Origin of the sequence: Streptomyces sp. JH14 (assembly GCF_029428675.1) — a bacterium.
Classification (GTDB): Bacteria; Actinomycetota; Actinomycetes; order Streptomycetales; family Streptomycetaceae; genus Streptomyces.
In genome coordinates, this window is record NZ_JAJNEL010000001.1 from 4527389 (window position 1) to 4540731 (window position 13343).

At 71.2% G+C, this 13343-nt stretch carries 13 protein-coding genes; 10 read left to right on the plus strand and 3 right to left on the minus strand.

What is annotated here, in order from left to right:
• Positions 1-239: 239 nt before the first annotated feature.
• The 4 genes from LRD69_RS20565 to hutH all read left to right on the plus strand — a co-directional run bounded on the left by LRD69_RS20565 (position 240) and on the right by hutH (position 5228).
• Positions 240-1412, plus strand: a complete 1173-nt coding sequence (locus LRD69_RS20565; RefSeq protein ID WP_277328016.1) for an adenylate/guanylate cyclase domain-containing protein — start codon at positions 240-242, stop codon at positions 1410-1412.
• 73 nt (positions 1413-1485) lie between these two features.
• Positions 1486-2298 (plus strand): enoyl-CoA hydratase-related protein, encoded by an 813-nt coding sequence (locus LRD69_RS20570; protein ID WP_277328017.1) that lies wholly within the window; start codon positions 1486-1488, stop codon positions 2296-2298.
• 85 nt (positions 2299-2383) lie between these two features.
• The gene (locus LRD69_RS20575) at positions 2384-3577 is read left to right on the plus strand and encodes a GGDEF domain-containing protein (RefSeq protein ID WP_277328018.1); all 1194 of its coding nucleotides are present in this window, start codon (positions 2384-2386) and stop codon (positions 3575-3577) included.
• 100 nt (positions 3578-3677) lie between these two features.
• On the plus strand, positions 3678-5228 hold the full coding sequence (hutH, locus tag LRD69_RS20580; protein WP_277328019.1) for a histidine ammonia-lyase: 1551 nt from the start codon (positions 3678-3680) through the stop codon (positions 5226-5228).
• A gap of 121 nt (positions 5229-5349) precedes the next feature.
• Here hutH and LRD69_RS20585 read toward each other — a convergent pair whose 3' ends face one another.
• Positions 5350-5640 (minus strand): hypothetical protein, encoded by a 291-nt coding sequence (locus LRD69_RS20585; protein WP_277328020.1) that lies wholly within the window; start codon positions 5638-5640, stop codon positions 5350-5352.
• Positions 5641-5749: 109 nt separating this feature from the next.
• Between LRD69_RS20585 and LRD69_RS20590 the strand changes: the two genes are divergently transcribed.
• The 6 genes from LRD69_RS20590 (at position 5750) to LRD69_RS20615 (ending at position 11081) form a co-directional block, all read left to right on the plus strand.
• The gene (locus tag LRD69_RS20590; protein WP_277328021.1) at positions 5750-6136 is read left to right on the plus strand and encodes a hypothetical protein; all 387 of its coding nucleotides are present in this window, start codon (positions 5750-5752) and stop codon (positions 6134-6136) included.
• A 218-nt stretch (positions 6137-6354) separates the two neighbouring features.
• A complete protein-coding gene (locus LRD69_RS20595) occupies positions 6355-7626 on the plus strand; it encodes an Ig-like domain-containing protein (RefSeq protein WP_277328022.1) in 1272 nt (423 codons plus the stop codon).
• A gap of 180 nt (positions 7627-7806) precedes the next feature.
• Complete coding sequence (locus LRD69_RS20600) at positions 7807-9249, plus strand: ABC transporter permease (protein WP_277328023.1); 1443 nt, start codon at positions 7807-7809, stop codon at positions 9247-9249.
• A 45-nt stretch (positions 9250-9294) separates the two neighbouring features.
• Complete coding sequence (locus tag LRD69_RS20605; RefSeq protein WP_277328024.1) at positions 9295-9978, plus strand: ABC transporter ATP-binding protein; 684 nt, start codon at positions 9295-9297, stop codon at positions 9976-9978.
• 111 nt (positions 9979-10089) lie between these two features.
• Positions 10090-10602, plus strand: coding sequence for a hypothetical protein (locus LRD69_RS20610; RefSeq protein ID WP_277328025.1), 513 nt, complete (start codon positions 10090-10092; stop codon positions 10600-10602).
• A gap of 122 nt (positions 10603-10724) precedes the next feature.
• A complete protein-coding gene (locus LRD69_RS20615) occupies positions 10725-11081 on the plus strand; it encodes a DUF1330 domain-containing protein (protein ID WP_277328026.1) in 357 nt (118 codons plus the stop codon).
• 286 nt (positions 11082-11367) lie between these two features.
• Here the strand turns inward: LRD69_RS20615 and msrA are convergent, their stop codons facing one another.
• Both msrA and LRD69_RS20625 read right to left on the minus strand, forming a co-directional pair.
• A complete protein-coding gene (gene msrA / locus LRD69_RS20620; RefSeq protein ID WP_277328027.1) occupies positions 11368-12033 on the minus strand; it encodes a peptide-methionine (S)-S-oxide reductase MsrA in 666 nt (221 codons plus the stop codon).
• A 174-nt stretch (positions 12034-12207) separates the two neighbouring features.
• On the minus strand, positions 12208-13311 hold the full coding sequence (locus tag LRD69_RS20625; RefSeq protein ID WP_277328028.1) for a hypothetical protein: 1104 nt from the start codon (positions 13309-13311) through the stop codon (positions 12208-12210).
• Positions 13312-13343 lie beyond the last annotated feature (32 nt).

Sequence of the window (13343 nt, forward strand, 5' to 3'; positions counted from 1 at the left end):
ACGACCCACGGGCCCCCGCCCCGCGTACCCGGCCCGCCACCAGCCGTTCTCCGGGTGCTCCCGGACCTCCACCCCGTGGAAACCGCCCACCGAGGAGCACCCCCCGCGGCCCCTGCACCCGGCCAACCCCGTACCCGGGCGCCCTGGGGACGTGAGGTAGCGCACATCTGCCGTATCGTTGAGGCGATCCACCGACAGATCGGCAGGGCAGTGCGCAGGGAACGGGCAGGAGGCGGCTGGTGACCGTCGACGACACGACCTCCGGTGCGGGCGCGGAGCCCCGGCCGGAGCCCTCGGTCCACGCGACACCGCATCACGAAGTCGACCACACGGCCGAACCGACCGACGATCCCCTTGCGATCCGGCTGGAACAGCTGATTCTGGGCGCCGACCGTCGCTATACCCCGTTCCAGGCCGCCCGTACCGCCGGAGTCTCGATGGACCTGGCGTCCCGGTTCTGGCGGGCCATGGGGTTCGCCGACATCGGGCAGGCCAAGGCGCTCACCGAGGCGGACGTACTGGCGCTGCGCCGGCTCGCCGGCCTGGTCGAGGCCGGGCTGCTCAGCGAGCCGATGGCGGTGCAGGTCGCCCGGTCCACCGGGCAGACCACCGCCCGGCTGGCGGAGTGGCAGATCGATTCCTTCCTCGAGGGGCTGACCGAGCCGCCCGAGCCCGGCATGACCCGTACCGAGGTCACGTACCCGCTGGTCGAGCTGCTCCTGCCGGAGCTGCAGGAGTTCCTCATCTACGTCTGGCGGCGCCAGCTCGCCGCCGCGACCGGCCGCGTGGTGCAGGCCGCGGACGACGACGAGATGGTCGACCGCAGGCTCGCCGTCGGCTTCGCGGACCTGGTCGGTTTCACCCGGCTGACCCGGCGGCTGGAGGAGGAGGAGCTCGGCGAGCTCGTCGAGTCGTTCGAGACGACCGCCGCCGACCTGGTCGCCGCGCACGGCGGCCGGCTCATCAAGACCCTCGGCGACGAGGTGCTCTTCGCCGCCGACGACGCGGGCACGGCGGCCGAGATCGCGCTGCGCCTGATCGAGGCGATGACCCAGGACGAGACGATGCCGGCGCTGCGTGTCGGCATCGCGTTCGGCACGGTCACGACGCGGATGGGCGATGTCTTCGGTACGACGGTGAACCTCGCCAGCCGGCTGACGTCGATAGCGCCGAAGGACGCGGTGCTGGTGGACGGCGCGTTCGCCGAGGAGCTGACGCGTACGGGCGATGCCCCCGCCTCGGAGGCGCAGGCGGCCGAGGAGGCCGCGGCGGCGGAGAAGGAGCGCGAGGAGGGCGTGGAGCCGCTGGCCGTGCCGAAGTACCGGTTCGGGCTGCAGCCGATGTGGCAGCGGCCGGTGCGCGGGCTCGGCGTGGTGGAACCGTGGCTGCTGGCGCGGCGGAGCGCCCACTGACGGCTGCGCCACCGTCTTCCGGGGCGCGGCCTAGGATCCTGCGGTAACGCTCGTTAACCGGAGGGGTGCAGCCATGACCGTCACGTCCGAGCAGCGGTTCGGGGAGTTCGTCGTCGTACGGGTCCACGAGGGCCAGGAACATGTCGCCGAGCTGGTCCTGGACCGGCCCAAGGCGATGAACGCGGTGTCGACGGAGATGGCCCGCTCGCTCGGTGCGGCCTGCGCCGCGCTCGCCGCCGACCCGGGTGTCCGGGTCACCGTCCTGACGTCCAGCCATGAGCGCGCCTTCTGCGTGGGTGCGGACCTCAAGGAGCGGAACTCGTTCACGGACGCCGAGCTGATGCGTCAGCGGCCGACCGCCCGTGCCGCCTACACCGGTGTGCTCGACCTGCCGATGCCGACGGTCGCCGCCGTGCACGGGTTCGCCCTCGGCGGCGGTTTCGAGCTGGCGCTGTCCTGCGATCTGATCGTCGCCGACCGTACGGCCGTGGTGGGGCTGCCCGAGGTCTCGGTCGGAGTCATCCCGGGCGGCGGCGGTACGCAGTTGCTGCCGCGCCGGATCGGTGCGGCGCGCGCCGCCGAGCTGGTCTTCACCGCCCGACGGGTGGAAGCGGCCGAGGCCCGGGAGCTGGGTCTGGTCGACGAGCTGGTGGAGGCGGGGCAGGACCGGACGCAGGCGCTGGCGCTGGCCGGCCGGATCGCCGCCAACTCGCCGGTGGGTCTGCGTGCCGCGAAGCGTGCGCTGCGGCTCGGGCACGGGCTCGATCTGCGGGCCGGTCTGGAGGTGGAGGACGCGGCCTGGCGGTCGGTGGCCTTCTCCGGGGACCGGGCGGAGGGCGTCGCCGCGTTCAACGAGAAGCGCAAGCCGAACTGGCCCGGCGAGTGACGGTGCGTGCCCCTTCGGCGCGCAGCGCGGAGGGTTCCGTTCCTTAATTTGATCAAAACTCCACAAATCTACATACGATGTAACGATGGGTGGTGAAGATGCGCGGCTGCGGGCCGTGGTTTCGCTTGCACAGGCAATGGCGGCGGCGCATACCCCGCCGGAGACCTGGCGGGCGGCCGCGCTCGGGGCGTGCGAGGCGTTGGGCGGCAGCTTCGCCGCACTCTCGGTGTGGGAGCGCGGGCCGGGCCGGCTGAGGGTGCTGGTGAACGCGGGCGAGCGGGCGGAGGGGGAGGACGAGTTCCCCGACGACGAGACGTATCCGGTGCACCAGTTCCCGGAGATCACCGAGTTCCTGCACGAGCGCTGGGCCGGCGGCGGTGAGCCGGACGCCTGGGTGGAGACCGCCGACGGTCCGGCCGGGGCGGCGGATGCCGAGGACGCCGCCCTGCCCGGCATGGCGGTGGCGGGTGCGCACGGTTACGGGGGCGTGTACCGCCATCAGCGCGTCGCGGCCCTGCGGCGGCGCGGGCGCGGCTGCTGCGTGGTTGCGCCGATCGTGCTGCACGGCCGGGCCTGGGGCGAGTTGTATGTGGCGCGCCCGGTGGGGGCTCCGGTGTTCGGGCGGGAGGACGCGGACTTCGCGACGGTGCTGGCGGCCGTCGTCGCGGCCGGGATCTCCCAGACGGAGCGCCTCGAAGAGGTCCGCAAGCTCGCCTTCACCGACCCGCTGACCGGACTCGCCAACCGCCGGGCCGTCGATGCGCGGCTCGACGAGGCGGTGGAGCGGCACCGCGCCGACGGCTCGGTGGTCAGCCTGGTCGTCTGCGATCTGAACGGTCTGAAGGGGGTCAACGACACCCTGGGCCACGCCGTCGGCGACCGGCTGCTGGAACGTTTCGGCTCGGTGCTCTCCCGATGCGGTGCGATGCTGTCCGACGCGCTGGCCGCCCGGCTCGGCGGTGACGAGTTCTGCCTGCTGGCGCTGGGCCCCGAGGCGGACGAGGTGATCGAGGTGGCCACCGAACTCTGCGACCGGGCAGCCGAGTTGGAGCACGGTGACGGGGTCGCCTGCGGGATCGCGTCGACCGGTGATCCGATCGGGCCGGTGACCTCGGCCCGACGGCTGTTCCGCCTGGCGGACGCGGCCCAGTACCGGGCGAAGGCGGCCCGCTCGCCGAAGCCGGTGGTGGCGGGGCGCGACGGCGAGGTCATCCGGCTTGCCGACTCCCCGCCGAAGTCCGCCCACGACCGCCGCAGGCTGCGCGGCAGCCGGCCGTAGGCGAGGGCGGCGGCACCGGCGGATCCGCGAACGGATCGGTAAGGGGTCAACTGCACGACCACTAGTGACATGAAGGGATTCAGTCCGTACGCTTCTGAATATGGATATGCACACAGTCGTGGTGGGGACGTCCGGTACCACCGCAGAGGACGTCATCGCCGTGGCCCGCGCGGGCGCCCGCGTCGAGCTCTCCGCAGCCGCCGTGAGCGCGCTCGCAGCCGCCCGCGAGATCGTGGACGCGCTCGCCGCCAAACCCGAACCGGTCTACGGCGTCTCCACCGGCTTCGGCGCGCTCGCCACCCGTCACATCAGCCCCGAGCTGCGGGCCCAGCTCCAGCGCAACATCGTCCGCTCGCACGCGGCCGGCATGGGCCCGCGCGTCGAGCGCGAGGTCGTCCGGGCGCTGATGTTCCTGCGGCTGAAGACGGTCTGCTCCGGTCGCACCGGCGTACGCCCCGAGGTCGCGCAGACCATGGCCGACGTGCTGAACGCAGGCATCACCCCCGTCGTGCACGAGTACGGTTCGCTCGGCTGCTCCGGCGACCTGGCGCCGCTCTCGCACTGCGCCCTGACGCTGATGGGCGAGGGCGACGCGGAGGGCCCCGACGGCGTCGTCCGCCCGGCCGGTGAGCTGCTCGCCGCCCACGGCATCACCCCCGTCGAGCTCCGTGAGAAGGAGGGTCTCGCCCTCCTCAACGGCACCGACGGCATGCTCGGCATGCTCGTGATGGCCCTCGCCGACCTGCGTACCCTCTACACCTCCGCCGACATCACCGCCGCACTCAGCCTGGAGGCGCTGCTCGGCACGGACAAGGTCCTCGCCCCGGAGCTGCACGCCATCCGGCCGCACCCCGGCCAGGGCGCCAGCGCCGCAAACATGCTGCGGGTGCTCGCCGGGTCCGGCCTCACCGGCCACCACCAGGACGACGCGCCGCGCGTCCAGGACGCCTACTCCGTACGCTGCGCGCCCCAGGTCAACGGCGCCGGGCGGGACACCCTCGCGTACGCCGGGATCGTCGCCGACCGCGAGCTGGCCTCCGCCGTCGACAACCCCGTCGTCCTGCCGGACGGCCGGGTCGAGTCCAACGGCAACTTCCACGGTGCCCCGGTGGCGTACGTACTCGACTTCCTGGCCATCGCCGCCGCCGACCTCGGGTCGATCACCGAGCGCCGCACGGACCGGCTGCTGGACAAGAACCGCTCGCACGGCCTGCCGCCGTTCCTCGCCGACGACGCCGGTGTCGACTCGGGCCTCATGATCGCCCAGTACACGCAGGCCGCCCTGGTCAGCGAGATGAAGCGGCTCGCGGTCCCGGCATCGGCGGACTCGATCCCGTCCTCCGCCATGCAGGAGGACCACGTCTCCATGGGCTGGTCGGCGGCGCGCAAGCTCCGTACCGCCGTCGAGAACCTCGGCCGGATCGTCGCCGTCGAGCTGTACGCGGCGACCCGCGCCATCGAACTGCGCGCCGCACAGGGGCTCAGCCCGGCGCCCGCGTCCCTGGCCGCCATCGAGGCGCTGCGGGCGGCCGGCGTCGAGGGCCCGGGACCGGACCGCTTCCTCTCGCCCGACCTGGCCGCGGCGGACGCGTTCGTGCGGGGCGGAAAGCTGGTTGCGGCCGTGGAGCCGGTGACCGGGACGCTGGCCTAGGGTCTTTCGTCCGGATCAGGCGGGATCAGGAGGTCGGACCCCGGCCAGCCGCGTCACCAACCTGTCCGGACAACACACCCAGGACCTGAAGACCGCCTGGCGGACCCGGAGCCCGGGCCCGTCAGGCGATCGGGGACCGCGTCGGAGCACGGCGCGTGGAGCAGGTGACGAAGCCCGCACCGACCACCAGGAACGCGCTGCCACCGATCAGATACGCAGTGGTGTCGATTCCGGCGCCGGTCTCGGCGAGCACCGGCCCGGCCGCCGCGTCCTCGGCTGACGCGGCGGCCGGTCCGCTCGGTGCGCCGCCGGATCGTTCGTCCGTCGCGTTCGCCGACGGGACGAACCACAGGGCGCACAGCAGCGTGCCCGCGGCAGTGGCGGTCAGGAGCGGGCGGCGGGCCATGGCCACGGAATCGATCCCCCTTGTGACGGCGATGAGTTAGCCGGGTGCGCCGATGCTAATGAAAGCCGCGGGTCGCAGAAAAGCCAGGGCTGCCGCTAGCTCTACGCTCGCGCCTATGAGCACTTCTGAGACATCACGGTTTGTTCGTCTTCGCGTCGAGATGGTGTTGGAGATCACCGACGCGGAGGCCCTCAGCGGCACCGCGCTGGAGAGCATCGCGGCCGAGTACGGCGAGCCGGACGGCGAGTCCGCCGACGAACGCATGCAGGCGGAGTCCGCGGTACGGGAAGACGGCGCGGAGGCCCTCGCCTCCCTCGTGGACCCGTTCGACCTCGTCGGCGAGGTACCGGGGGTCGAACTGGCCCAGGCTTCCTGGAGCAGCGAGATCATCGATTACGACCCCGAGGAACCGGACGACTGGGACTTCGACGACGAGGAAGGTGACGACATCGTGCACCATGGGGTGGGGAACCAGGACAGCGGCGCAGAGCTGCGAGCCTGAAGGGGCCTTTGAACGCATCGGCCCGGCCCGCTTCGTTGGGCCGGGCCGAAGGCGTATCCGGCCCCGGGAACCACGGTTGTCACGACTGCGTCCGTGAGTGGTGTTCCCCACATATCTGGCAGGTGTGGAACGCAGGACGCTGGCCAGGTGTTCTTGAAGCATTGACGGGGACTCGCCGGACGGCGGTTCCGCTCGGGGTATTAGCGGATTCGGCAACGATGGAGAAGCGTGTGATGACGGACAGCAAGCGGCGCAGGGGCCTGATGGCCGCGTCCGCACTGCTCGGCGGCGTGCTGGTGGTCACCGGCTGCAGCGACAGCGGCGACGCGAGCGCCAGCAGTGCCGACAGCTCGAAGAAGTCGCAGGCGGCGGAGGTCGACAAGGCGGCAGCCGAAGAGGCTTCCCAGGCGCAGATCACCATCTCGCCGAAGAACGGCGCGACCAACGCCAGCATCAACAACGACGCCAAGGTCACGGTCGCCAAGGGCAAGCTGACCCAGGTCGCCATGACCACGTCGGCCGGCGCGGCCGTCGAGGGCACCCTGTCCTCCGACGGCACGAGCTGGCAGCCGGCCGCGCAGCTGCAGCGCTCGACCACGTACAAGATCAGCGCGACGGCCCAGGACGGCAAGGGCCGCGAGGCGCACGAGAACTCGTCGTTCACCACCGTGTCGCCCGCCAACAGCTTCATAGGGAACTTCACGCCCGAGGACGGCTCCACGGTCGGCGTCGGCATGCCGGTCTCGATCAACTTCAACAAGCCGATCACGGACAAGAAGGCCGTCCAGGCCGGTATCACCGTGACGTCCAGCAGCGGCCAGCAGGTCGTCGGCCACTGGTTCAACGCGCAGCGCCTCGACCTGCGTCCCGAGAACTACTGGACGGGCGGTTCCACCGTCACGCTGAAGCTGGCGCTCGACGGCGTCGAGGGCGCGGACGGCGTCTACGGCGTGCAGCAGAAGACGGTCACCTTCAAGGTCGGCCGCAACCAGGTCTCGACGGTCGACGCGGCGGCGCACACCATGACCGTCACCCAGGACGGCAAGACGATCAAGACGATCCCGATCTCCGCCGGTTCGCCCGACAACCCGACGTACAACGGCCAGATGGTGATCTCCGAGAAGTTCAAGGAGACCCGGATGAACGGTGCGACGGTCGGCTTCACCGACGACGACGGCAAGGGTGAGTACGACATCAAGGACGTGCCGCACGCCATGCGGCTGTCCACGTCGGGCACCTTCATCCACGGCAACTACTGGGGCGCGCCGTCGGTCTTCGGCAGCGTCAACACCAGCCACGGCTGCGTCGGCCTCGCCGATGTGAAGGGTGCGGGCGACGCCAACCAGCCCGCCGCCTGGTTCTACAACAACTCCATCGTCGGCGACGTGGTCATCGTCAAGAACTCCCCGGACAAGACGATCACGCCCGACAACGGTCTCAACGGCTGGAACATGAGCTGGGCCCAGTGGACGGCGGACGCCACGGCCTGACCCCGGCCGCACCCCGCACCGAGGAACTTCCTCACCCCGAAGTCCCGTTCCGCACAGGGCGGTGGCACCCCGGATCCGATCGGATCCCGGCGCCACCGCCCTGTGGCGTTCGCAGCGGTTCTCATCGGGATCTCATCGAGGCCTTAACTCGCCATCACGACCGGTCCATAGCCTCGCGCCATGTTCTTCACCTACCTCCGGCGCGAGCTGCGCCGCCGCAGAAAGGCGGCGCTCGTCGTCGCCTCGGGGCTCGCCCTCGGCATTGCGCTGGTCATCATCGTCAGTTCGGTCTCCTCCGGCATGAGCAAGGCCCAGGACAAGGTCCTGGAATCGCTGTACGGCCTCGGTACGGACATGACGGTGACCAAGGCCGCCGCCGCACCGGGGTCCGGCAGCCAGCGGCCCCGGTTCGAGTTCGACGCCAAGGACAACGACGACGACGCGAACCAGAGCTCGGACCGGGTCATGGTCCAGGGCTTCCAGACCCTGGCCGCCACCACCGTCGACAAGGTCGGCAAGCAGAGCGGCGTCTCGGACGCCGTCGGCGGGCTGAGTCTGACCGTCCTGAAGGTGGACGGCCAGTTCAAGCGCGGAGAGTTCAAGCAGAACGGGAACAGCGGATTCGGCGGCCGCGGGGGCGGCACACAGCCGCAGGGTGAGGTCAGGGGCGGCGGCGCCTCGTTCGACGTCAACTCGTACACCGTGTACGGCACCGACGTCACCAAGCAGGACCTCGGCCCGCTGACCTCGTCGAAGATCACCGCGGGGCGTGCGTTCAAGACCACCGAGACCGACGCGAAGGTCGCGGTCGTCGACGCCGCGTACGCCAAGGAGAAGAAGCTCTCGGTCGGCAAGACCGTGACCATCTCCGGGACCAAGTACGAGATCGTCGGAGTCTCCACGGCGGACAGCGGCGACGCGGCCGCCAACCTCTACATCCCGCTGAAGCAGGCGCAGACCCTCGCCGACTCCAAGGACAAGGTCACCACGGTCTACGTCAAGGCCGCCGACTCGCAGCAGATCGACAGCGTCAAGTCCGCCATCCAGAAGAACATCTCGGGCACGACCGTCACCACCTCCGCAGACCTCGCCGACACCGTCTCCGGCTCCCTGTCCACCGCCTCCGACCTGGCCTCCAGCGTCGGCAAGTGGCTGTCGATCGCCGTGCTCATCGCCGCCTTCCTGGTGGCGGGGCTGCTCACCTCCTCCGCGGTCAGCCGCCGGGTGCGGGAGTTCGGCACGCTGAAGGCGCTCGGCTGGAAGAGCGGCCGCGTCACCCGGCAGGTCGTCGGCGAGGCCCTCGTCAACGGTCTGATCGGTGGTGTCCTCGGCATCGCCGTCGGTCTCGCCGGTGCGTACGCCGTCACCGCCGTCAGCCCCACCCTCACCGCGCAGCTCGGCGGCTCGGGCGGCGGCGGTGGCGGCATGGGCGGCGGAATGGGCGGCCCGCTCCGGCAGGCGGCGTCCAAGTCCCTCGACATCGCACTCACCGCACCCGTCTCCCTCTCCACCATCCTGATCGCCGTCGCGCTGGCCGTGGCGGGCGGGCTGATCGCCGGCGCGTTCGGCGGCTGGCGGGCCTCACGGCTGCGCCCCGCGGATGCGCTGCGCCGCGTCGAATAGCCGGCCCGCGAGCCCCCTCCCCTTCAGCCCAGCAGGAGTTGACCCATGTACACGCTCAGCGGCGTCACCAAGCGCTATACCCGCGGCAAGTCCACCGTCGACGCGCTCGCCGGTGTCGATCTGACCATCGAGGACGGTGGCCGCCTGGTCATCCAGGGCCCCACCGGCGGCGGCAAGTCCACGCTGCTGCAGATGCTCGGCGGTCTGGACCGCCCGACGGCCGGCAGCGTCGAACTCGACGGTGTGGACCTCGCGAAGCTCAGCGAGGCCAAGCTCACCAAGGTGCGCGCCCAGAACATCGGCTTCGTCTTCCAGAGCTTCAACCTCATCCCCACGCTGACCGCGCAGGAGAACGTCGAGACGGCGCTCGTCCCGCTCGGCGGCAAGGCGTCGGAGCGGCGCAGGCGGGCCGCGGAGGCACTGGACTCCGTCGGACTCGGTGAGCGGCTCGGGCACCTTCCCGGCGAGATGTCCGGTGGCCAGCAGCAGCGCGTGGCGATCGCCCGGGCCCTGGTCAAGCAGCCGAAGGTGCTGCTCGCCGACGAGCCGACCGGCAACCTCGACGAGTCCATGCGCGACGAGGTCATGGACGTGCTGGAGACCATGTGGAAGGAGCACGGGCTCACGTTCATCATGGTCACCCACGACAGCGCGATCGCCCGCAGGGCGCCGCGGCTGGCGACCATCCGCAAGGGCCGCGTCACGGTCACCGAGAACGCGGCGGCCTGACGTACCGGACGCCGGAGCCTCCCCGGCACGGGGTGGTGGCAACGACCTGGCTGTGCCCGGTGGTTGCCACCACCCCGCCCTGCGTCCGTTCATCGCACTAATCTCGCCTCCATGACCGCCGCCATCACCGCCATGATCACCGCAGTCGTCGGTGTGCTGGGGACACTGTTCGCGCCGATGCTCGCCCAGCGGCTGACCGCGCGCCAGCGCGCCGAGGAGGTCCGACTCGCGGGGGAGCAGCGGAAGTTCGAGGAGCGACGTGCCCACTACACCGCCATGAACCGGGCCTCGCGGCAGTTTCACACGCTCCTCAAGGACGCCCTGCACCGCATCAGGGACGGCGTCTACATGGAGCAGGAACGCGCGCAGCTCGAAGAGGCCCGTCTCGACCACCGCGACCGCTACGCCGAGGCGCAGATGATCGTGCCCGAGCGGATCCTGCAGGCCTCCCGCGACCTCAACCGGGTCCTCGCGAACACCGACGCGGCGGTCAAGCGCCTGGATCGCGGCCTCGTGCTCGACGGCGAGACCGTGGCACGGACCCTGGAGAACCTCGGGGCGGCGAGTCCGTTCCTCGACACGATGCGGGAGCTGATGCGAGAGGACCTGGGCGTCTGCGACTGAGCCCCGCGCGCAGGGGGCGGGCCACTACTCCGGAGGTAATCGACGGTCCGTACGCCCGCGGGCAGCATGGTGCACACGGGCCGGCCGAACGCCGGCAGACCCCGGATCCGGAGGGCGACACCATGACCGCGTATGCCATAGGACATCTGCACCCCGCCGCCCACCCCGGCGAGGAGGTCCTCACCTACATCGAGCGCATCCAGTCGACCATGGACCCCTTCGGCGGTCGCTTCCTCGTCCACGGCACGCGGGTCGAGGTGGTCGAGGGTGAGTGGCCGGGGGCGCTCGTCATCATCGCCTTCCCCGGCCTGAAGGCCGCCCGCGACTGGTACGAGTCACCCGCCTACCAGGAACTTCTGCCGCTGCGCACGCGGAACATGGCGGGCGACGTGGTGTTCGTCGAGGGCGTCGGACCGGGGTACGACGCGTCGGCGACCGCTGCCGCGATGCGGGCGGCGGCCCCGCCGGTCAGCGGCTGACGGCGGACGACCGGGTCGCCGTACGGCGACCGACGCCCCGCTGCCGGTAGGGGCGAGCTGAATCAGGTTGCCGCAGGTGTCGGCCGCTGGGACGAACGCCCGAACCGCCGACCATGACCACGCGCCTGTCCGTTCGACCTCTTACTGGCCGCCGTTGAGCTGCCGGAAGAGCGTGGCCACGTCGATTTCCCCGTCTCCGCCGCAGGTTCCTCAAACCGTGTCCGCCCAGGTCACCTGTGCGTCAGCAGCGCCCTCGATGGCTCCGTAGCTGCGGGGGAGAGAGGCCTCAGCCGTCTGCCCCGGCGACCCCGACCGGGCAGGCGACGCCCGTCCCGTCGATCCCGCAGTAGCCCGCCGGGTTCTTGTCGAGGTACTGCTGGTGGTACGCCTCCGCAGGCCAGAACGTGCGTCCCTGCGCCGGGAGGACCGCCGTGGTGATCCCGCCGTGCCCGGAGCCGGTGAGGACCTTCTGGTACACCTCGCGCGACGCGGTCGCCGCCGCCTCCTGCTCGGGGGAGTGGGTGTAGACCGCCGAGCGGTACTGCGTACCGACGTCATTGCCCTGGCGGAAGCCCTGCGTCGGGTCGTGGGACTCCCAGAAGACCTTCAGCAGCTCGGCGTACGTGACGGTCTTCGGGTCGAAGACGACGCGGACCGCTTCCGCGTGGCCGGTCAGGCCCGAGCAGACCTCTTCGTACACCGGGTTCTCGGTGTATCCGCCCTGGTAGCCGACGAGTGTCGTCCAGACGCCGTCCGTCTGCCAGAACTTTCGCTCGGCGCCCCAGAAACAGCCCATCGCGAAGTCCGCGACCTCCAGGCCGTCGGGGTAGGGCCCGAGCAGCGGGTTGCCGAGAACCGTGTGGCGCGACGGGACGGAGAATTCGGGGGTCGGGCGACCGCGCAGGGCCTCCTCGGGGGTGGGGAGCTGCGGGGTGCGGTGCTGCAGGAACATGCGGGGGCTCCTCCGGGGTTCGGCGTGCAGCCATCACAACGCGTCGAGGACGCCGGGGATTCCGGCGTCCTCGGGGTGCGCGGGGCTGGGGCCCGGTCGGGCCGGGCGTTGCGCCGTGCCCGGCAACCGCCCGGAAACCGGTGTCGGCCGGCGGATCGGAGCGGGCGCCGGGGGCTACCGCGACAGCGTTGCCGGGCTGCCGCCGTTCGCCTCGTACCCGGCGACCGCGAGGGCCCGGTACACCGCGTACTCGGCGGCCGGGTCCGGGTTCTGCGTCCACGGCAGCGCGCCCACATGCCCGTCGATGTGGACGAGTTGGTTCATCGCCTCCGACCAGCGCTCCATCCGCACCAGGAACAGCACGAGCAGATGCCGGACATGGGCGAGCATCGGGTCGTCGGGGCGCGCCGCGTGCACCGCGAAGAGCGCGCCCTCGACCGCCTTCGTCACCACCAGTCCCTGGTAGAAGCCCTGGACGAGGTTGACCTCGGGCAGATGCTCGTACACCGCGAACAGCGGCAGCGCGGCCAGCAGCGAACCCTGCGGGGCGCGGGCGGCGGCGGAGGTGGCGAAGCGGTCGGCCTCCTCGCGGGAACCGTGCCACTTCTCGCACCAGAAGTGCAGCGCCGCGATGTGTGCCCCCATGTGTGCCGGGGCCCGGTCGATGATCTTCAGCCAGAGCTGGTCGAACTCCTCGTGGGAGTAGCCGAGTCCGCGGGCGGCGGCCAGTTCGACGATGTACGGGACCGGGTCGCCGGGCGCCAGCAGAGCCGCCTCGCCGCAGACCGTACGGGCCTCCTCCAGGATGATCCGGAAGTCGTCCGTCCCCGCGGTGGACGACCGCCACGCCTGCTGGACCAGGAACTCGGCGTGCACGGCCGCACCGCCCGCGTCCTTCGGCGCTTCGGCCCGCCACGACCGCAGCCACGCCCCGCCGACCCCGGGGGCCTGCATCAGCTCGAGGGAGGCGGCACCGGCGAACGCCTGCACCCGCTGCCACCGAACCTCGCCCTCCTTCGGCGTACCGGCGAGCAATTGCGAGGCCGCACGCCAGTCCTGGGTGCGCTGCACGACATCGAGGACATCGAGGAGGTCCCGGTCGGGCCCCGGCATCCGGATGTCCAGTTCCTCCTGGCGCACGAAGCCGTATGTGTCCGGGTCGGCGGCGTCCGGGGAGCCGGGTGCGACCTGGTGGATGCCGGACCGGCGGCGCAGCACGAAGGGGCCGATGACCGCGGCGAGCATGCACAGCGCGATCAGGAACCAGAGAATGTCCATACGCCCATTGTCACCGGACCGCGCAGTGGCCG